This is a genomic window from Micromonospora sp. MW-13 (genome assembly GCF_003434305.1).
Lineage (GTDB): Bacteria > Actinomycetota > Actinomycetes > Mycobacteriales > Micromonosporaceae > Micromonospora.
In genome coordinates, this window is sequence record NZ_QKKX01000077.1 from 44986 (window position 1) to 67048 (window position 22063).

The window sequence follows — 22063 nt, forward strand, 5'->3', positions numbered from 1 at the left end:
CGTCACGGTCTGTGGATGTGCTCCGTCCAGGCAGCACCGTCCCACCAGCGCAGCTGCCCCGGCGTCTGGGGGTCCGGGTACCAGCCGGCGCCCGGGGATTCCGGGGCCGACGCCTTCCGGTGGCCGAGGAGCCGCCCCATGACACCTGAGCGTCGCTCGGGGGCTGCGGTGCCTGCCGCCGGTGAGACCGCACGTGGCGGTGTGGACGATTGCCTTGGTGAGGCTGCTGCTGGCTGCGCCGCGGCAGTGGGCATCGACGGTTGAGCCGGGATTGGCCGTTGCTCCGGGGCGGGCCGGGCCGGTGCTGCCTGGCCGGTGGACTCCCATGACCGCCCGACCGAGGTGGTCGTCGGCTCCGTGCCGGCGACCCGGCTCGCCGCTTGCTCCGCGGTGGTCGCGGTCGGACGGACGGTGTCGAGTCCAGCACGGACCTGCCGGACGGCAGCCGCGTATCGGTCGAAGGTGACGGTGTCGGGCCAGGTGAGCCGGGCAGCGCCGAACTCCTTCGGAGTCGGCGGCCGGTCGAGCGCCTCCTCGAGCTGGATGAATCGGGGGGCCTCGGCGGCCAGCCTGCGGAGGTCCCACGAGAGGTGGTTCCCCTCGATGTCCTCAACCGCGCGGCTGTTGGGGACGTACCGGCCGCCAAGTGTGGTGAAGACCTGATTGCAGAACGCCGCCCGGTCATAGGGCATCAGCTGCATGCGAGTCGGCTCGACGGGTGCTCTTTCGCCGACGGCGGCGTAGAGCGCGGCGAGGTCCCCGCCGAACCAGGCATTGGCGATCGGTGCCCCGAGGGTGGCAAACTGCTTGAGGGTAGGGAGCTTGCCGCGGCGGGCGACGGCGAGGTTCACCTGGCGGGCGAGCTCGCGCAGCGGCTCCTCCCAGGCGCGGTTCAGCGCAGTCTCCAGGTTGTGGGCGGCCCATGCGCGGCGGTGCGTGGTGACGATGTCGCGGAGGATCTCGAATCCGTCGCGGCGAACGCCCCCGCCCATCGACATCGTGATGGTGACGCCGGGGCCTGCTTCATCGAGGACGCGGCGGTCTGCCCACAGTTCCTGCGGGGGTCCTAGCCGCTGCTGCGCGGCGCGCAGGTCAGCGAACAGTTGCTGGTCGACCGGTGTGTCGGCGGCGGCGAGGGCCTTGACATCCCGGCTGTGGTACTCGGCCGTGCCGTCGATGTCGGTGCGGGAGTAGGGGCCCTCGCAGTAGAACCAGCAGGTGAGCGCGATGTTGTTCCAGAAGGTCAGAGCGGGGCCGAACGCGGCGACCATCGCCGCTTGTGGGAACAGCGTCGAGACGATGCGGTCGGGGTAGCGCGGAACGCATGCGCCGCTCCACAGGGCGTCGATGTCGGCGAGCACGGCCGGGGGCAGAACCCGCTCGAGATCGGGGCGGGTGAACGGCACGTCCTCGCCGATGTCGAAGCCGCGGCCTGGCGTCAGGTCTGGTGGCGCCGGCATGCCGGAGGCCTGCCGCGCGTGGACGGTGTCGAACGCGGCCCAGTAGCGGCGCAGGACGTCGAGGCGGCGCTGGATGGGGGAACGGATTTCGTCGGTGCCGAGGTAGCTGGCAAGGATCTTCGCGACCTCCTCGACCGGCAGGTTCTTCTCGGCGGCGACCTGCTCGACCTTCGCTGAGGCCTGCACATACAGTCGCGGCTCGGGCAGAGCGGTGCTGATCTCCTCGCCTGCGGCCACGGCCTCGCCGAGGTAGTCCAGCAGCGCCAGCCAGTTGCCGCCGAAGTAGGCGGCGGTCGCTGGTTGCAGCGCCTTTGTCAGTACCGCGCGTGCGGTGGGCGCGTCCTTGTTCGCCTTCGCGTAGTACCGGCGCACCAGCGGCCGGAGCACCTCGGCGCGCCAACGGCGGACTGTCTGCCGGCCGACGACCTGGCGGAGCGCGTCGAGCAGCGCCACCTTCGTCGCGGTCTGCTCTGCGGTCGGCAGTTGTGACCAGCCGTTGCCCGGACGCATCCGGGTCAGCGCGGAGCGCACGTTCTCGCTCGCGAGTCCGAGCGCGGTATACAAGGCGTCGACGGCGGCCCAGGCGGCGTCCCGGGCGGCGGGCTCGAGCGCGCCGGCGTCGGGGCCGCGCAGGATTAGCGGTGCGTAGAGGGCGTTGGCGAACGGGATAAGCAGCGCCCAGCTGGCCAGCGCATCCGGGCTGCCGTCGAACTCGACGCGTACGGCGTCGGTCGCCGCGGTGTTCATCGCCCAACGCGGCTCGATGGCGTAGTACGCGGGCAGGTTGACCGTTCCTGGCTTGATCGGCGCTGACTCCGGCAGCCACCACGCGCCCGCGGCCTGTTGCGTGGCGAGGTCGAACCTCTGCTTGAGCGCCGCACGGGTCGAGGGGGGAACGTGCCGGAGCGTGAGTGCCCTGGTGGCTTCGGCGGCGGTCACCCACACGGGGGGCTTTCCGGCAAACGCCACAGAGGTCACCGCGGCCAGCAGATCGTCCACCGCGGCGAACCGCTTGCCAGCACCGGCCTCGTCCTCGACGGCCAGCCACTCCTCCGCATTATTGGTCGCGGCCAGTCGGCGCCCCAGGCTGTCAGTCACGCATGCCTCGCATCACCTCGACGTACTGATCGAACGTCACTGGGTTGACGGTGCTGGCCGCGTAGGCGGCGTATCGGGCGGCCAGTGCCTCCCGTTCGCGTTCCGCGCGGCGGGTCTCGATCCTGTCGGCGTCGTACACCACGCGGCTGGCGATCTCGCCGCGCTCGAACAGGACGAAGGCGTCCATCCGGGCGGCCTCGTCACCGCTGGTCGTTCCGGGCAACGGCGGCCGGGTGCCGCCCGGACGGGCATCGAGCGTCGCGTCCCCGGTGATCGGGTCCATGTCGTTTTCGGCGTAAAGCGTGTCCAGGTGCTCGTTGAGACCGAGCTCGGCGTGCAGCACGACGTCGAGGAACTGCTGCTCCGGGCCGACCCGGCCAATCAGCGCCGGGTGGAGCAGCACCCGGATCCCGCGTCCGATGAACTGGTAGAACTCGCTGAAGCTGCCGTAGGGGCGCATCGGGACGACGACGCAGATCGGCGGGAAGTCGTAGCCTTGGCCGAGCATCTTCAACTGCACGATCGCGTCCAGGTCTCCGGCATCGGACTCGAACCGCTCGCGGACCCGCTTGATCTGAGTGTCGGTCATCGAGTGGTGCAACACGTCGCAGGCGATGCCCTGCTCGTTGGCGATGCGGGAGATCTGCTCGGCGTGCGCCTGCCCCATCGCCGCGAACAACACCCTCGGTTTGACCGGGAACAGCAGCTCCCGCTGAGCGTCCAGCGCACCGGCCACGGCCCGCATGACCCGGCGGATGGGTTCGGTGGACCGCGCGGTGATCCGTGACAGCTTGCGTTCGTCTCCGAGGATGGCGAGCAGCGCGTCACGGCCAATGATTTCGTCCCGGCGGCCGTCGGGCCACACCAGTTCGTAGGTGGTCAGTGCGGTGTCGGGGACGAAAGGCAGCACCCGCAGGTTCTTGGCGTTGCCGTCGGCGATGGAGTCGATCAGCCGGTAGCGGTAGACGACGTCGGCGGCGATCGGTTTGCCGTCTAGGCGGGTGAAACAGGCACTCATCAGCAGCGACCGGGCGCTAGCGAAGTGCGCGAACAGTCGCTGGTAGGACTCTGCGGCGGCGATGTGCGCCTCGTCGACGACGATCATGTCCACGTCGTCGGGTGTGAGCTTGGTCAGCAGGTCGTCGGGATCGCCACCCGTGCCCAGGGAGTGGAAGTTGGTCACGATCACGTCGGCGGCGAGCAACTGTTCTCGCGTGACGCGCCGGATGCCGCCGGTGTCCCGGTCAAGTACCCGCACCACCGGCGGGCGGCGGCCGGGTATGAGCGGGCCGCCGGGGAGTCCGTAGAGAGCGTTGCCGGGTGCCTGGTGGTCGAAGGCGCGGTCGAACGTGCCTCGGATGACGTTGCCTGGCGTGACGACCAGCGCGCGCCGCCGGGTGAACGCTAGGGCCGCGGCCACGCCGAGGACGGTCTTGCCGGCACCGACGCTCATCACGCAGGCGGCCTTCGTGCCACGGGAGCCGTAGTAGTTGCCGAGCGCGGCGAACGCTTGCTTCTGACACTCCCGCAGGGTGCGGGCGTCGATGGCGGAACGGACGCCGACGAAGTACCCGGAGGACGTCGGCGATGCGGCACGCGGGGACGGTGCCAACGCCCATATCGGGTCGGGGGCCATGTCGGGCGCCTCCACATGGGGATCGGGAGAGACGAGGAGAGCAAGCGCGGGGTCGCGCGTGAGTACCGCTTGAAGCTGAGCAACGCAGCGGGCGGTGTCGGTGCGGATCGCATCGTAAGAGAATCGGACAACGGCACAGCCGGTGGCCATCAGGTCGTTCTGCCGGAGCCGGTCGTATGTGAATGCCGCACGGGTGCCATGCACGGTGAAGCCGTCGAGCTCGACAGCGACAGTCAGCTCATCCCCGCGGATCTCGTAGTCCAAGCGATAGGTGCGTCCGTCGACGGTGACCTCGGCCTGCGGGCGCAGGCGAGCGACGATCGCCTGCGATGCGGCCGGCGTGAGTACCCACCGCAGGAACGCCCACTCGAGGAACGAGTCGCTGGGCAGCACGTCCGCCAGCGACGTGACCTTGCCCGCCTGGGCGGGGATCATCAGCTCTTGTCCTCCGCGGCGAACGCAGCACACCGCTCCCGTGCCCGCCGGGCAGGTGGAGTGTCGCCGTTGTCGAACCGATCGGCGAGCTCAAGCACCTGAGCTGCGTCGCCGAGCGCCCCCTCGGTGAGATAAAGGTCCAAAAGCGTCCGAAATGCTGTGATGCTGACGAACCGCAGTCCGCCGTCACGGTGCTCATAGGTGACCGCACTCGGGCAAGCCCGGATCAGCTGAAGGTCTAGCCAGCACAGCCGTTCCAGCTCGACGAATGCCTGCGGCCCTTCGGCGCGACGTGACCACAGGAGAGAGATGACCTCCTGGATTGCGAAGTGATAGTCAGCGGGTTCACCGGGTAACTCGAGAGCTTCGGCGAGAGTGCGCAACACCCGGGTCGTTGTCGCCTTACGGGAATCATCGAGACGGTAGGCACCAGCAGGGGCCTGACTGGTGGTTCCGTTCGGCATCGGCCAACTAAGGGACGGCGGCATGTCCGGCCAGCGGTTCACGGTCGGGCGCACCTTGCGCTGCCTGAGCTTGGACACATCCAGCCCCGACGGCGAGGAATAGTGGACGCCTGGCACGTTTGCGAAGCGTGGGAACCACAGTGGCACCTGTGAGTTCATCTGACGCCCTTCCTTGCAACGGCGCCCGAACGCGGCGCCGCGTTGCTGAACCAGCACGTAACGTACCGACGGTCGGCTACGTTGTCACGCTGTGCCGCCCCGGCGGAGCCCTCATCCAGCAGCTGGGCTGGCCGTCAGACCGTGCCTAGATCGCTGTCCGTCAGCCGGCCGGCCGGAGGCCGGCGATACCACCCGAAAGGGTGACAGAGCTGCGCGGATTGAGCGTTCCTCCTACTCTGGACGTGGGAACCATGACGGGGTAGATGTGCCGATCGTGGAGGTCCTTATGGTGACGAGGACGACGGCAGAACCGGGACGGAGCACTCTTTCGTCCTGGGCCGCCGGGCAGTGGAAGCTACGGCCACAACGGTTCGCCCCGGCTGCGGATGGGCTGCGGTTCGCGTTCTATGGACGAATGTCCACCGTCGACTTTCAGGATCGGGCGTCGTCGTGCCGGTGGCAACGCGACTACGCCGGCGACCTGGTCGCCGGTCACGGCGGGATCGTGGTGGAGTTCTTCGACGAGGGCGTCTCCCGCCGGGTGCCCTGGCCGGACCGGCCGCAGGCGGCACGGCTGCTCGACGCCATGACTGATCCGGCACGCGGGTTCGACGCGATCGTCGTCGGTGAGTACGAGCGCGCCTTCCACGGCCAGCAGCTTGAACAGTTGACTCCCACCTTGCTCAGGCACGGCGTGCAGTTGTGGCTGCCGGAAACTTACGGGCCGGTGGACTTCGACAACCCCGACAGTTGGCGCTGCTGGACCTGCTGGGTGTGCACTCCCAGCGGGAGGTATCCCGGGCCCGGCATCGCACCACTGCGGCCATGCGCGCTCAGGCCGAGTTGCAGGGGCGACATCTCGGCGGCCGTCCGCCTTACGGCTATCGGCTTGTGGACGCAGGCCCTCATCCGAACCGCGCCCACGCCGCCTGGGGACGGCGCCTGCACCGCTTGGAGCCCCCACCGCAGCGGCCGCCAATGGATGCTCACCACTGTCGCGGCGATCCTGGCCAACCCCCGTTACACGGGGCGGCAGGTCTGGAACCGTCAACGCACCGACCGTGATGCCCTCCCTGACAAGGGAGCCTTCGATCGACACCACGAGATCCAGCGGTGGAGCGCCTCCACTGACTGGGTCATCTCCCGCGAGATCGCGCATACTCCGCTGGTCAGCGAAGAACACTTCGTCGCCGTCCAGGCAATCCACAGCGCACCGACCCCGGCCGACGGCATCTCCCGCCGCTATTTGTTGGCCGGAGTGATCTGCTGCGGCGTGTGCGGCCGGATCATGGACTCCCACTGGGTCCACGACCGTGCCGGCTACCGATGCCGACACGGCAACACCAGCACCCGACCCACCTCATCGAGGCGACAGAAGACCCTCTACGTCCGAGAGGACCATCTCCTGGACAGGATTCGACACGACAGCTACCTCCGTCGGCACCACCCCGCAATGCGCGACCAGGATCCAGACAGCGTCGCGGGCTACCTACGGCTCAACAACATGATCATCGTGTGCGACCACGACGCCTGGACCATCGAAACTGACACGGCGGTCTTCCCGCTCACCGCCCCGGCGAGCGTCCCGTTGGGCGGGGATTTTCGCTGTACGGGACAGGACGCTCGACCCTGCCTCCGCACCCCACGTCCGGTGGATCTTCGAGCAGCGGCTCGCCGGCCGGAGCGTGGCCAGCATCGCCCGCGCCCTCAACGACAACGGCGTCCCGTGCCCGTCCGGCGCCGCCGACCCAGCGCGTAACGGGGATCGCTCGAAACGCGAAGAGAAATCACGCTTCGTGGGGAAATAACGTGTCCGAAACCAAAACCCAACTGGGTCCGACGCTGGCGGCGGCGATCCCGTTGATCTACTGACTGACCGGGGCGACGTTCCGGCGCTCGACAACCTTTTCGGTGCAACAGCGCTTGGACGTCGCTCCCGTCCCTAGGGTCCGCTGCGCCGGTGGCGATATCTGAACGCCACCGGCGCCGCATTGACCTTCGCTATGCGCCGCTGTTAAGCCTCTGCCAGGACCGGGCGATCACCGGTTCCGGCCCCCACCGCCCGTCGACGTCGCTCTGGTCGATCACGTCTAGCATCTGAAGTATGCGGGCGGTCCGGTCCGGCTGGGAACCGGTGAGCGCGCACAGCTCGATCATCTCGTCGTAGGTGACCGGAGCGGCGTACTCGAGCAGAGCCTGGAACGCGGCTTCGGCACCGGTGTCGGTACTCAGCCCGGTCGACTCGACGAATTCGGTGGCTCCGTCGACGGTCGCCAAGTACGTGGCCACCTGCTCGCAGATCTTTCTGGTGCTGGTGTGTTCCCGTGCCTTCTCCGCGGCCAGGTCCAGCAGATACGGCCATCCGCCGGTTGCCGTCATCAGCTGGGCCTGGCTGGTCGCGTCGGTGAACACCTTCATCCGCTCGTTGTCCGACAGCCATGTGCGTAGGCCGATGTCGGTGGCCCGGCGCAGGGCGATCACATCATCGCTGCCGAGTCCGAGGTCCGGGCTGGTCAGCAAATCCAAAATGCCGGAGGCTTGAACGTCGACAAGGACGGCGACGGTGCGGGTCGTGCCGGAGGCCGGCTGGATCTGCATCGCGTTGACGATCGTGGAGGTGACCGTTTCCGGTTTGGCGGTGAGCAGTGGGCTCAGAACCACGTGGTGCCGGCCGCCGATGTCCCCGCCTCGCAGCGCCTTGCCGTACGCCTGTGGCCGGGTGGTGACCGTCAGGTCGAACCGGGCCCCGAAACTCTTGCGTGACTGCTCTAGCAGTTCCTGCACCCGATCGACGGCTGTGGCCCTGGCCCCGGCGATAACCCTGATGGTGCTGCCGGCGGTACGGGTGACGACTTTGGACAGCTGCTGATCGGTACAGGGGGAGATCCGGCCGTCGGCGAGGTGGCCACGAGCCTGTTCGGTGGACAGCTTCGTTGGCGTCTTACGCCACTGGGAGCTGCACAACTCCTCCCAGATCTCGTCGGCGGTACCGAGCAGCCGCAGCACGTTCGTCGACCGCAGCCGCCAGCGGGTGCCGCCCACGGTGGCCGCAAGAACTCCGAGTTCACGCATCTCGTCGAGCAAAGACCGGAACTCGCCGGGCTCCTGCCGGGCGAAGCCCGCCGGCCACCACCGGTGGCATTCGTTGCGCAACTGCGAGGTCGTCATGGTGTGGTCGGCGCCGTTCTCCAAGGCGAAGTAGGCGACGACGAGGGCGATGAGTTTGTACCGGGAGTCCAGGTCCAGGGTGAGATGGACGGTCTGGCGGATCCGCTGCTTCAGCGACTCGGACCCGAGGACCTGATCCAGCAGGTTCTCGTCGATCAGGTAGACAGGGCCGCCGTCACGGCGGTTCAGAACCGAGCTGACCAGGGCTTTGCCGGCCATCTGCAACAGCTTGGGCTGGTAAGTGCAGTAGGCGAGAACCCGGTGGACCAGTTCGTCGGACGCGAAGCGGATGCCGAGCGCCTCCATGGGGGTGAACAGCAACTGGTACGCCGGTTCGGGGCTGAGCGGGCCGATCGCTACCTGGTCACCGAGGTGAGCGTTGGCCAGCGGCTGGTTCGGCAGGTTGGCGAACCGCTGTACCTGATGCAGGCCGGCGAAGACTGGTTTGAAACGCCGGCCGGGGTACTTGTCCCGCAGGTTACGCAGGTGCGTAACGTGCTCGAAGCCGCGTTCGGCATCCGCGTCGAAGAATCCGTCACATTCGTCGATAAGCAGTAGCATCCGGCGGGCCGGGTTCTGGTCCAGCCATGTGGTGATCGCGGCGATGACGTCCTTGACGGGGTCGCGGGTCCTCTTTGGCAACGCGATCTTGTTCTCGGTGAGCTTCTCGGCCAGTTTGTCCCACAGCGTGAGCGGGTTGACCTTAGTGCCGATGACGTTGGGCAGCGTCACGTAGATCGGCAGGTTCGTGGGCACCCGCCCGAACGCCCGGGCGGCCTCCTGCAACAGGGCCGTCTTGCCGAGCTGCCGGCCGCCGTAGAGCAGGTTCGGGCCGTTCGGGTCGATGATGTCGGCACGTTCTGACCGCCGGCCGAAGAACATCTCCAGCGGCAGGGCCGCCTGCCCGTCGGGGGCGTACGGGTTCGTGGCCGCGAACGGCAGCAGAGTCCGAGCGGTGGTGATGAACTGACCGCTGCCGTGTAGCGCCAGGTGCAGGATCGCGATGTCGTCAATCACGATCACGGGCTTCTCGCTGTGCTGGGCGCACATCCGGGCGAGTTCTTCACGCTGGCCGGTGGTCATCGCGGCGAACAGCAGCACGATGACCGGCAGGTCGGTCCCGGGGTCCTGGCCGATCCAGCCGAACATGGCCCGTACATCGGGTTCCCCCCAGCACAACATGATTCGTTGCTGGCCGCCGGGCGGCGGGCTGTACTGCGGTACGCCCTGGGTCTCGCCGACACGGCGTACGCCGGTCAGATCCCACCAGGCACGGCGGGAACTTCCCTTGGGCTTCATATCCCGTACCGGCTGCATGCTGGCGAACTCGATACCTGCCAGCAGCAGCGCCGCCGCCAGACTGCTGCGCTGCACCCGGTCGTGCCGGATGTCGCGCATGTCTAGCCACGTCTGCAACAGGTCGGCGGTGGTCCGCTGTGCGGGAGTCAGTTCGTGGACGTCCAGCGCCGGATGGGGTTTGCCGTAGCGGACCGCGTCGATCAAGTCCCGGGTGAGGCCGCCGGGGACCCGCTCGGTCAGCCGCAGGAAACGGGTCAGGTCCTCCGAGGGCTCCGCAGACGGCAGAGTCTCGCCGAGCACCGCGGCAAGCAGGTACTCCTCAGCGGTCGCCAGGTCGCCGGCGGCGATACGGTCCTGGATCTGGTTTAGGCGCTGACTGCGGTCCGCTCCGGGTGGTACTTCGCTGTCCGCGCGGCGCCGCAACGCCGCTTGAGCCTCGTGCCGGCACATCGGCAGCTGTTCCTGAACGTCGATCAGCCGGCGGCGGTAGTCGCTCAGGTTGACCTGCTCCGGCGCGGCGGCGAGTCGGGAGACGTCCCCGGCCGCCAGAACACTGGTGACGGCGGTGCCGGCGTTCTCGTCAAGCTGACCGAGACGGGTGGCGCGGGCCACGTCCTCGGCAACGCTGTGATGCAGGGCCTTCAGCTCCAACAGCGACTGTGCGGCAGCAGCCGTGAGCTGCTGGCTCATCTCCCGGGACTTCTCCGGCTCCGTGACCGCACTAATGAGCAACCCGGCGGTGGCGTACTGCTCCGCCCGAAGCCGCTGCGCGAACGCATCGGACCAGCCGGTGGAAGCCGCGACGGCGATCTCCTCGATAGTGGCTGGCCGCTCAGGAATGCCCTCGGCAGTGAACGGTAGCTGCGGGCAGAGCAGCAACTCCTGGTAGATGACGGCATCGGGATCACGGTCGGAGCCAGTCAGTTTGCGCCCGTCGAGCAGACCGACGCTACCGTGCAGGCTGGTCAGGCACACCTGTGCCGCCTCAGCCTTCAGCAGCCAGGGCGTGCCCGCGGACGAGGCGATCAGGTTCTGTAGCTCATCCTCGGCAGCCGGCCACTGGGCAATCACGTCCACACGCAGACGAGCTAGTTCGGCCGGTACGGGGCCGTGTTCGGTGGCCTGGTTCACCCGGACCGCGTCAGCCCAGGCCCGGACGGCGGCTACGGACCGTCCGGCCATCTCCTTGAGCTTGCGGCGCTGGCGGCCCTGCAGAGGGCGAGTGCTACCGGAGCGAATCTCGGCATCCTCGCGGTCGAGCAGGTCATCGACGTACTGACGCTTGGCGAACAGGCGCAGGCTCTCGGTTACCGCGTCGATCTCGATACGCTGGTCGGTTGCCGCGAGGGTCAGGAGCCGGCCGATGGCCCCGTTCGGGGACCACCACAGGGTGGCGATCTGATCAGCGCGGTCGAAAGCGAGGTTTCGGGGCTTGTTGAGCTCGGTCTGGGCAGCCTCGACGGTCACTGCTATGTCGTTGTCCGCTCCGGCGATTGGGGCGAGCGCCGCCAGCAGGTCCGGGCTGTACAGTAGGCGCTTCTCCGTGGCGGTGCCGATCGTGCCAGCGATCGAGGACACCGCCGGCAGCTCGCGCAGGGATTCGGCCACCGACCGGGCGACCTGGCCGGCACCCGCGTCGGCGGTGACGAGGCAGGCCCGGACGGCACCGGCCAGCAGCAGCATCTGCGCCGTGGTGTCGCTGGACGGCGCGGCGCCCTGCTCGGCTTCCAGAGCGACCCGTAGGGCGTCGGCGGTCGGGGAAGTCTCGCTCCGAACCGCGGTGGCCAGGGTGAGGACCCGCAGCGCATCAGCACGGCGCCGGTCCCCGCACGCGGTCGCGGCGTGATAGGTCAGGCTGAGCCGGCCCGCGCCGAGCAGCTTCCGGACCAGCTCACGGCCGGCGGCGGGGTCGGTAGAACTCGTGTCATCGGCTTGGCCCCGGCCAGCATCGTCGCCGGCCGGGTCGTCCTCGGGAACATCGATGGTCACGTCCTCACCAACGGCCGAACCGTCGGTTGCCGCGGCCGGCTGCTCCCCGCCGAGCGGAGCAGGGTCGGTGAGTGCCTCGTTGGTCGGCGGAGGCACCGTGACGACCGGCTGCGGAGCGGTAGCCGGCTCCGGTTCCTCGGTAGCGGTCGGCTGCGGTTCGGGAGAGGCGACCACCGCCGTTTCAGGACCGGTCGCGGCGGCCTGCGGCGCAGGCTCGGAGACCGGCGTGTGGCTGGTCTCCTCTTCGCTGGGTCCTGTAATCCGCAACTGCCCGGTAATGGCAGCGGTGCGCAGGGCGGCGAGGTCGGCGGGCAGATGCGATTCGAAGGTGGTCAGGGCCGCGGACAGGGCCTGCATGTCTTTGGTCTCGGAGGCGATGATCAGGTCCAGCAAAGCGACCAGGCCAGCCGCCTGCCGCTGCTGGTCCGCGTCCCAGAGCGGGTTGTGCTGCAAATCGGCAGCGAGCTGTATCGCCGCAGTGATTCGGTCCTGTTCGCTGGTCGGTCCGGTGAGCCGGCTGATGTCGGCGAGCCGGTCGTGATGACCGCACTGACCGGCGGTCGCGGTTAGTGCGGTGAGCAGGTCCTCGACGGTTACGTCAGCGGGTGTGTCCCGACCCAACTGGGTGAGCAGGTCACGAGCTGCGTCGGCCGCGTCGAGGAACTCGATAACCGGGTCCAGGTCGTTTCGGCCCGGGATCTGACCACGGTGCAGCACGTCAGTAAGGGCCTCCACAGCTTCCCGGGCCGCCGTGTGGCGGGTGGTCAGGTTCGTCGCGGCATCCGCAACGTCACCAGCGGGCATGGAGGTGCCGGGTTCGGCAGGCATGATGTCAGATCCTTCTGTTATCGGGTCGTTGCCGAGACCGGGCGGTCGGAATGTTTCGATACCGGCTGGCTCGATGCTGCCGCCGTCGTCGACTTCATCGTCGTCACAAGGCGCGGCTCCGCCTTCATTGTCATCAGTCTCGTAAGCATCGATGATGGCCTGTTCTATCTCTCGGCAGGCATGCATGATGTCGTTTACGGCCTTCTGCGGCCAGCCAGGAAGACCGAGAGCGGCGTCCAGGCCGACCCGCAGAGCGATGGTCATGATCGGGGAGACCGGGCCGTGGCACACCAGCGCCAACCGCAGGATCGCGGTCTGTGCCGGGTCCTTGGTCAACGCTTGCCGTAGCGCCTCCTCCGCCTCCAGAAATCCGGCATCAGCATTGTGACGCCACAGCGTTCCGAGTCGTTCGGCTACCGAGACAGTGAGAAAAAGGGCTGCGTCGTAGCGCTTATGTGTCGGCCACGCCCGAAGTTTCGTCAGGCCCCAACCCGCCGAGACCGTGGTTGGCCGTTTGGCGGGCGGGACACCTAAGTCATTGAGGAAGTTTGTTCTACTTGGCTGAGGTAACTGCCACGCGAGAGCGGCGAACTGCTCGCTGGTCAGACATTCCAAAGAGTCCGTTACCGGATCGCCGAGCTCTGCCAGGCTTGCCCGCAGTGCCGTCACCGCTTCGGAGTCGGACTCGGCTTGTAATGGGGTGAATGGGCTGCAGCAAAGGCAGGCTTGTGCATGCCTGCGCCGATGCCGGCGGGACGGGTAGGCCATCGTAGGGGGATACTCACTTCCGGAAGGTCGCGCTCGGCCAAGGGTTGGTGCGGGTCAGTGCCGGGGCTGCTGAGGCACGGCGAGATGTAGCAGTGGGGCGGATTCACCGGAGCCACGCAGCTGCCCACGAACCCAGGTGTATCCATCTGGAAGTCGGGTGTCGGCGCCCGGTCCGTGCACCTTGAGGACCCAGGCGGCGTACTCCCGGCGGGCGGTGTCACTGGCCTGATGTCCGGGCTGCAGCCGTCGCTTGAAAGCAGGCACCCAGTGTTCGCGGACCTGGCCGGCAAGGATCTCCGCCCGAGTCGGCGGTCGGTGGCCGTTACGGCGGGCGGTGCCGTCGGGCCACCAGACGAACGTCTCGAGCCTGCCGGGTTTACCGTCTTCCGCTGGTTTGCCGGGCTCCTTCGTCAGGGTGCCAGCGTCAACGAGACGGTCGCACGTGTACACGACCTGCCACATCAGCGGCGGCGCGACCAGATCGGGTCCGAACAGGGCGGCGAGCAGCTGCGGGCCGGTGAGCCGCCGGGCACCGAACGCTCCTTGCTCTCCGTGCCGATGCAGCGCGGAGATGATCAGGGGCTGCAGTTGCGGTACGCCGCGCTGGCGTTCGGAAACCGCCGGCGGCAACGGTTCGGGAGACGGCGGCACGGCGGCCGCGTCCGCAGCGGGAGGTTCGGCACCGATTGACGCGGCGAGGATCGCGGTGTCTGCGTCCCAACGGTACTGGTCGCCATACGGCAACGGCTGATTTAGCAGCGTCGTGGTGACGCTGATCCGGGTCGCGTTACGGGCCGCAGCGACGGTGATCTTGATTCCGGCGTAGAAGCTCCACGGCCAGCTGACACCGGTCAGGGTAGCGCCGCTTCGGTTGATCTGTTGAACCTGTTCGCTGTCATCGAGGGTGTCCCCGTCGTGGTGCAGCTGCATGATCAGCGATCCCGCGCCGAGCACGCCGGTGGCGGCAGGCGGTAGGGCCAGATCTCCGGCTTCCCAGTGACTCTCGCGCAGCGCGACGGTGAACACGACCAGGCTGTCCGCGACGACGACGAGATCCGTCTCGCCCTCATCTGCGGTGCTGGTGTCAGCCGGGGTCGGTCCGGGCGGGACCTCGTCTATGCCCGGCCCCGCCGGCCCGTGTTGCTTCTCGCCGGGATTGTCGTCGTCGACGGGTGCGTCTGGCTCCACGGGTTCGGGTTGGGGCTCGGCAGACCCGTCGCTGTCGCCGAGTGTGTCCGGCCCGGCGGGTTCGATGGCGGGGGCCACCGTTCCGATGGTGTCAACGGCAGGGCTGTGACCAAGGCCGAGAGGGATCCTTGGGTCGGCGGCCACCACCAGCGCCGAGACGGGCTCCCGCTGGGTACGCCACACACCGCCGGCCTGCCAGGCATCGTCGACGCGCAGGTGCACCCGTTCGGGCAGCAGTCCGTCGACAGCGGTGCCAGCCAGGTCCGCGGCGACGAGGTTGGTGTGCACGACGATTTCAGCGGCGCTGGTGAGCCCGAGCGGGTCGGGGGTGCCGCCGGCGGGAATCCGGCTGGACAGCAGCGGCCAGACGGCGGTGTAGCGGGGGTTCAGCGCGCTGCGGCGGACCGTCGCGACGACATCGTCGATGTCTGCGGCGGGCAGGCCGGGCCAGCCTTCGTGGGACCGCCGCGTGAACCGGTCCCCGCAGACGGCGTATCCGTTCCATCGCCGTAACCCGGCTGCGCCGTCCAGCAACTGGCCGATGGTGTCGAACGCCTGGTACAGAGCCGCAGCGAGAACCTGCTCATCGCCGGGATCGGTGAGCAACTGGGCGAGCGGTCCGCCGAGCAACAGCGGGCGGGCCGGCCCGAGCAGGTACGCGGCGTACAGGGCGACATCGTCACGGTCATCGGTCCCGGCCAGGTACTGCACCGGGCCGGTCAGATGCCCGCGATTGTCGAGGACCTGGCGGCGTAGCCGACTCAGTTCGCTGTAGTCGGCGGCGTTCAGGGCACCGAACGCCTGCACGTCCAAGATCACCCGTTCGATACCGGTTCGGGTGCCGTCAGACTGCTCGACGCCGGCCGGGGCGCCAGACAGCTCGGCCGGTGTCCAGCCGTCGACGTCAACCTCCGGGTCGGCGCCGTACCTAGCGACGACCTCGGCCAGCAGCGACCGGCGGCCACCCCGGTCAAGGTGCACGAACGTGCCGACTGGCAGCACTCGCCGGGCTTGCGGTTGTACGGCGACCGGAACGAACAGGTCCGGGGTGAGCACCTCCGCCCGGTAGCCGTGGGTTTCGACGTCGAACCCGAAATGCAGGGCGTTGAACGCGGTGCAGGTGTGCAAAGGTGCGGTGCGGGTCTGCGCGACTGCGGTTAAGTACCCGACTATCCAATGGGTCAGGTCGGTCGGGATTGCGGCCGGGCCCAGCAGCAGCTCTGGGACGAACAACGGCTCGTCGTCGAATGGCCGCCACACGGGGGCCACGGTCACGGTCATCCGGTTGCCTCCGGTGTGTTCGCACCGGCTTTCACGCGGGCGCGGGCGGCGTCACGTACGGCGTAGCGGCGCAACCGCCACACCCGGCCGTCACCGACGATCTCTCCGTTGGTGGTGAGAACGGTGACGGCTTCCTGCACTTGGGTGATCTTGATGCCGGGGTCGACACCGCGTAGGCGGTGATACAGCAGCTTCGGCCACAGCGGTCGCCGTCGCCCGTCCGCAGCTTGGTACGTCTCGTCGCCATGCAGGACCCGGTGGATCATTCCGGCGGTCAGGCCGCGGTAGTTGTCCCACAGCAGCGACCGGACGTAACGCTGGATGGCGGCCTGGTACGGGGCAGCGTCCCGCCGGGTCTCGGGTTTCGGCCGGGGTGTGTTCAGCGCGGTGAGCAGCAGCGGCAGCGGGGACCGGTCACTGCTGGTCGACCAGCAGCTGGAGCACCGGCACGCCGTGGTGGAGCAGACCCCGTCGGGTAGCGTCACCTTCCCTGTCAAGGAGAAGTAGCTCGCAAACCCGGCGTTCGCGCACCCGTCGGCGTCGTACCAGGCCCGTAGTTCCCGCAGGTCATCGGTCAGCCGGGCCCGGTGCCCGATCATCTTCTGCAGGTAGTCGCCCGGCAGGGTGGCGTTCCCGCGCGGACCGACCGCTATAAGGGTTCGGTTGTTGCCGGCCTGGGACAGATCAATGACACCGAGGTCGTGCAGGGTCGCCAGGACCGCCCAGGTCTGTGCCGGGTCGTCGGCGATCATCCGGTAGCCGCGTACCTGCTTGGTGAGGGTCTTGTGCAGTTCGGTCAGTCGGTGCCGGCCCGGCGCGGTGGTGGCGAGCGTGGCGACCGCACCGGCGACGGCGGTGAGAGTATGGTCGTCGCAGCGGGCCGGGTCGTCCAGAGGTGTGATCGTCACCGTCGCTGGGAAGTCTCCATGATCGTCAACCGTTCCCGTTTCGGCGAGCACAGCCAGGGCTCGCACGACCGTCGACCGGTACTGCGACACGGTGCCCGAGCGGCGGGCATCGTTGCGGGACAGCCTCCCGGCGGTGAGGTCGGCGGTCATGCACGTGTCAGTGATCCGGTCAGGGTCCAGGACCCCACCGTTGCGGGCCGCCGTCAGGACGGCCTGCCCGATCGTGCGCAACGTCTCCGGTGGCAGGCCTTGGGCAGCCATCCACATCACGGTCCGGAACCCTCGACCGGAGCCGAGCGCCAGTCCCGCCGACGGTGTGGTCACCTCGCCAGGTGGCCGGCCGGCCTGATCCCGGCCAGCTCGGCCGAGCTGCTGATACAGGGCGGCCAGGTCCGTCGGCGGGGACACCACGAACACGCATCGGATGTCGCCGCGGTTGACGCCGAGACCGAACGCGCTGGTTGCCACGATCAGTAGCGGTGCGTATCCATCCTCGCCCTTGGCTGGCGCGTCCCGGAACTCGGTGAGCACGCCGGTCTTCTCCGCCTCCGACAGCCGGCCGTGGAATCGCCGCACGCGCTGGGCGCCGTCACCGACGAACTCGCGCAGGTGGGCGTAGACCGCGTCGACCTGCTTGACAGTCAGGCAATAGAAGATTGCGTGGTCGTCGCAGGCGGCGGCGATCTGCTCGGTCAGCCCGGCGATGGCGTTCGGGCCGGCGGCTCTCATCGTCCGCCGGTAGATCGCCAGTTCCGGGCGCAGCGGGTCCGCAGCGACCGTCACCAGCGGTTCACCGGCCGTCGTGGTGGCGGGCAGCCCGAACAGGCCGGTTCGCAGCCCTTCGCGGACAGCCCGGTTCGCGGTCGCGGTCACCGCAGTAACCCGCACCCCGTACCTGGACCGTAGTTCTGCCAGCAGCCGGCCGGCGCGGCGGAAGCTGGGCCGGAAGTCGTCGCCCCACTGCACGAACGTGTGTGCCTCGTCAACGGCGACCCGCCGCAGGATCCCCGCTGCGGCCGCGGCGCGCAGGAGATCCTGGAAGCGGCGGTTGGCGAGCCGTTCCGGGGACACGTACACCAGCTTGATGCCGTGTTCGAACGTGCCGGTGAACTGCTCGGCGACCTCGGTCTTGCCGCGGCGGCTGTTCGACTCGGCCATCGGCCCCACCAGCGCCCGGACCGCCCCGCCGACGGTCGCGTTGAGTTCCAGGGCCTGGTCGGCCATCAACGCGATCAACGGTGACACGACCACGGTCACCCCCGGCAGCGCCAACGCCGGCAATTGGAACGTGTACGACTTCCCGAACCCGGTCGGCAGCAGCGCCAACACATCCGTGCCGTCGGCGACCGCAGCGATCACCCGCTCCTGCTGCGGTTTCAACGCCAGCGGCGTGTCTGAGAACCGCAGATTGCCCGCGATCGCCGCGCATCGGTCGGTCAGCAACCGTGCCAGGGTGCCGTCGGCGCGGGCTGCGTACTCCTGCTCGGGGGTCAGCTGCGCCTGCCGGATCTTGCGGGTCGCCGGCAGCAGGGTCTGTTCGGCCAGCGCCTGCGGTGTGCACAGCTGCTCGACTCGGCCGGCGTCGACCAGCCCGGTCTCGCCGAAAAACCGCCAGATCCGCTCCCACCCGTCGGCCATCGTGGTCAGGTTTCCGCCCGCCGGTTCGCCGGTGTCATCGTCGGCGACCAGCAGGCCCGGCTCCAGGGATTCCAGGAACACCCGTCGGGACGCGCGCCGCAACGCGGTGCGGCCGGCGAGTTTGCGGTCGCTGATCACGACTACACCTCGGTGATCGCGCGAGCGGATCAGTCGTCCGACCGCCTGCCGCAGATCCATCGCCGCCAGCGGCAGGTAGTACGACTCGGTCGCGACCCGGTCGGGGTCCGCCGCCCCGCCCAGTTCGGCGCGGCGGGCGACCGCCGCCCGGCGGGCAGCCACGACCGGGTCCGCGAACGGCGCGAACGGCAGCTTGTTGATCCATACCATCGACAGCCGGTCGGCGGGGAAATCGACGCCCTGCCACATGCCCCGCGTCGCGACGCAGAACCCGCCGGTGTCGGTGAACGCCCGCGCGGCGCGGGCGTTGCCCAACAGCGGTGCCGACGCGACCGGCACCCCGACCACCTGCTGCTGCAATCGTTCGGTGATCGCAGCCGCAGCCTTCGTCGCCGTGGTCAGCACCAGCGCCCCACCAGTGAACCCCACCTGCTCCGAGTCGGGGCGGATCGCCTCGCGGGCGTACCCGGCGAGCTGGTGGGCGACCGTGCGGATCGCACCGTCGGTCTGCTCGGCCCAGCTCGGGAAGTCGGTGAAACAGACCAGGCGGGCCTGGGTAGCCAGGTCGAACGGGCCCGGCAGGGTGTGCGCGTCGACCGTCGCTCCGAGGCCAAGCCGTCCACGGATATATTCCCACCGGCCGGACACCTGCAGCGTCGCGGACACGTAGAAGATCCGGGCGAACCGGTGTCGGACGTCCAGCCACTGCGGCTCGCGAGCCAGGTCGATCGGAGCGGACGCCAGCGAGAATCCGTATCGGCGGGCGGACACGCTGACACCGGCCAGGTCATGCTCGACGGCGTACACCACCCGGTTACCCAGGTCCGGGCCCGTCAGCGGGAACAACCCGTCCGGGCCGAGGTCGTCGCCGTCGGCACCGAGATCCTCCTCGTCCGCACCGACCGGCCCGGTCACCTCGCCCTCGTCGTCGCTGTCGTCGCCCGGGTCACCGGTGCCGGGCGCGCTGCTGCCATCCACGTCGGCGGGATCGGGTGCGTTGCCGAGGACGGCGCTGGCATCACCGATGATCCGGCCACCCGCGTCAGCGAGCTGTGCGACGCGGGTGGCCAACGAACCGGCCCGTTCCTGCTCCCACCACGACTCCGCCTGCATGCGCGGCGTCTGCAGATATGCGGCCAACTGCCGGTGAACCTGGGCGGCAACGACCGCAATCGCGTCGAGCCGCGACAGCAGCTGCCGTGCCGACCGGTCCCCTCCGAGGCCACCGAACGGGCTGGCCAGCGTCGCCGGCCGGCTCCCCGGCTCGCCGCCGGCGGTGTCGAACACCGCCTGAGCCGACCGCGGTAGGACTTCCGTGTCGAGGTGCCCCTCAAGGTCCGCAATTGCCGTCCGCAGACCGGGCGGGATGTCCGCGTGCTGGGCGGCCCATCGCCGCAGTTCACCGGTCAGATTCTCCAGCAGTCGATACTCCACGACTGCGCTGGCCGCGCCGGTGATCGCCTGCTCAAGCGCGTGCGCCTCGTCAACTATCAGTAGCGTGTCGTCACCGAACACGTCCGGGCGGCTCACCAGCAGCGCATGGTTCGCGATCACCAACCGGTGCCCGGCCAGCGCTTCGGCAACCGAGTCGGTCATCGCCGCCAGCGGCGAGCCGGACCGGCGGCCGTAGTCGTCGGTGTCCTGACTGATGCTGCGCAGCCAGGACCCCACGACCGGCCCGCACCCGGCGGCAAGATACTCGGCCAGAAAGATCGGCAGGTCGACCGGGTCGGCGCTCCGGGCCAGCCATCCCTGCGGTGCAGTGACCGCAGTGACTAGCCTGCGGGTCACATAGATCAACAGTTCCCGGAACCCCTGCACAGCCGCGAACCGGGCCCGGACGGACCGGCCAAGACCCACACCCGCCTGCGCGGCATCGGCCGCGTCGGCGAGCGAGGCGACCAGTGCCCGCAGCGACAACCGATTCGCCGCCCCCTTGACCAGGTCCGCCGACTGCTCCAGACCCGGAATCCCGGCGGCGAGCCGGTCGATGTCGGCGCCCAGCTGGGTCTGCAATGCCTTGGTGTACGTCGCGATCACCGCCCGGCGCCGGGGGCCACCGTCGAGCCACTGCAACGCGACCGCCAGCACCGCAAAGCTCTTACCAGTGCCGGTCGGCGCCTCACACAACGCATCCCGGCCGGCACGGATCTGCGCGTTCAGCAGCGCCACCATCTGCTGTTGCGCCACCCGGCGTTCCACCTGCCGGGTCGATGCCGCCTGCGCCAGCGCGTGCGGGTCGACGTCACCGTCCGGACCCCGGACCGCAGCCGGCAGGCGCAGCACCGGCCGGGACCGGCCACGCCGGACCGGCTCATACCCGCCCGGGGTGCCGAGGTTGTCGAGGGCGTCGGCGAGGATCTGCGCGACCGTCACATCGTCGACAGCCGTCCGGGAAATTGGTACCGGCAACAGCGACGCCACCAGATCCCAGACCGGGCTGCCGGCGCCGACCGTGCACACCAACTCCCGCATCTCGGCGTCCCACCCCGCGACGGTGGCGGCGGCGTGCCGCAGCAGTCGGCCGGTCAGTTCCGCGTCGTCGGCAGCGTCATGCCACACCAGCCCGGACCGGTCGACACCGACTGTGTCGGCCAACTCAGCAAGTCGGTGCGAACCGGCGTGCGGCCACACCGCGTAGGCCACGTAGAGCGCGTCGACGCGTCGCGGGCCGTGCAACGGCTGCTGCCCGGCCCGGACCGCCGCATCGTCGAGCACCGGGAAGTCGGCACTGACACCGTTGTAGGCCACCAGCACGTCCGCGTCGGCAATGAAGCGGCGCAGCCTGTTCAGAACCTCAGCAGGATCGGCCGCGTGGTGAGAATACTGCTCACGAACCGCCGGCGATCGTAGCTGCTGCTCCCACTCCAGGGCCGGAAGCCTGACCCAAGAAACGAACGACGGCTCCTCAGCGCACCATCGCGTGTCGGCCGACAGACGGACCGCCCCGATCTGGAAGATCCGCCGATCACCCTGCGGCCGGTCAGCGCTGGCCCGGACCACCGCCTCCACGTCCACGATCACCGCCCGCAGCGGTCCCGGCCGCCGCTCACCTTTCGGTGCCGGCTGGCTTGGCTCGGTCGAATCTTCAACCACGGAGAGAATCCCCTGCTCGTCGCGGATCAGACCGGCGGTGATCGCCTTGACCACGACAGCCCGCACGCGGGCATCGGGAGTTCCGGGCCACCGCTGTTTGACCACTGCCACGAGAGTGTCGCCGTCACACGGACCGGCCTCCTTCAGCAGTCGCTGAATCTGCACCTCGCGGGAACCTTCTGTGCTCGTAACACCACCCCCTTCGTCACCGTCTTTGTCGCTGGCCCCGAGAGTGCCGGTCATTGCGGCGGCAGGGTCTGGAACTTTCTCGTCGTGTCGTCCCGAAGTCCGACCTCGTTCAGGCGATTGACACAGTAGACGAGGAGTGCATTGCCGCGCTGAAGGAGGGGGCGGCAAGACCACTGCCCCGAATCATGCGATGTCTCGCGTCGGGTCGGTCGGATGTCCCTTTGTGGTGATCAGCAATGCGCGGAGCCGTGATCGAATCGCGACAGGAATCGGAAAGGGCCTCGACCGCCGGTGTCGAGGCCCTTTCCTCAGCGAGCCCCC

7 protein-coding genes and 1 pseudogene are annotated in these 22063 nt (G+C 68.8%); 2 read left to right on the plus strand and 6 right to left on the minus strand.

Features of this window, described 5'->3' with window-relative positions:
- Positions 1-2 precede the first annotated feature (2 nt).
- From C5N14_RS32750 to C5N14_RS31860, 3 genes are read right to left on the minus strand one after another with little or no spacing between them, the layout of a single operon-like run.
- Entirely contained in the window at positions 3-2558 is a 2556-nt protein-coding gene (locus C5N14_RS32750; protein WP_207892902.1) for a DUF2510 domain-containing protein, read from the minus strand.
- Complete coding sequence (locus tag C5N14_RS28505; protein ID WP_117672552.1) at positions 2551-4629, minus strand: DEAD/DEAH box helicase family protein; 2079 nt, start codon at positions 4627-4629, stop codon at positions 2551-2553. The genes C5N14_RS32750 and C5N14_RS28505 overlap by 8 nt, the downstream gene beginning before the upstream one ends.
- Positions 4629-5252, minus strand: coding sequence for a hypothetical protein (locus C5N14_RS31860; protein ID WP_128763682.1), 624 nt, complete (start codon positions 5250-5252; stop codon positions 4629-4631). Before C5N14_RS31860 ends, C5N14_RS28505 begins: the two co-directional genes overlap by 1 nt.
- A gap of 586 nt (positions 5253-5838) precedes the next feature.
- Between C5N14_RS31860 and C5N14_RS33865 the strand changes: the two are divergent.
- Positions 5839-6651: pseudogene (locus C5N14_RS33865) on the plus strand (recombinase family protein); the annotation flags it as partial.
- Between the two features lie 256 nt (positions 6652-6907).
- Entirely contained in the window at positions 6908-7060 is a 153-nt protein-coding gene (locus C5N14_RS33530; protein ID WP_243640152.1) for a recombinase family protein, read from the plus strand.
- A gap of 193 nt (positions 7061-7253) precedes the next feature.
- Here the strand turns inward: C5N14_RS33530 and C5N14_RS28525 are convergent, their stop codons facing one another.
- The 3 genes from C5N14_RS28525 to C5N14_RS28535 all read right to left on the minus strand — a co-directional run bounded on the left by C5N14_RS28525 (position 7254) and on the right by C5N14_RS28535 (position 21619).
- On the minus strand, positions 7254-13205 hold the full coding sequence (locus tag C5N14_RS28525) for a hypothetical protein (protein WP_128763683.1): 5952 nt from the start codon (positions 13203-13205) through the stop codon (positions 7254-7256).
- Positions 13206-13358: 153 nt separating this feature from the next.
- Positions 13359-15773, minus strand: a complete 2415-nt coding sequence (locus C5N14_RS28530; protein ID WP_243640135.1) for a hypothetical protein — start codon at positions 15771-15773, stop codon at positions 13359-13361.
- A complete protein-coding gene (locus C5N14_RS28535) occupies positions 15770-21619 on the minus strand; it encodes a DEAD/DEAH box helicase (protein ID WP_243640137.1) in 5850 nt (1949 codons plus the stop codon). The genes C5N14_RS28530 and C5N14_RS28535 overlap by 4 nt, the downstream gene beginning before the upstream one ends.
- Positions 21620-22063: the final 444 nt, after the last annotated feature.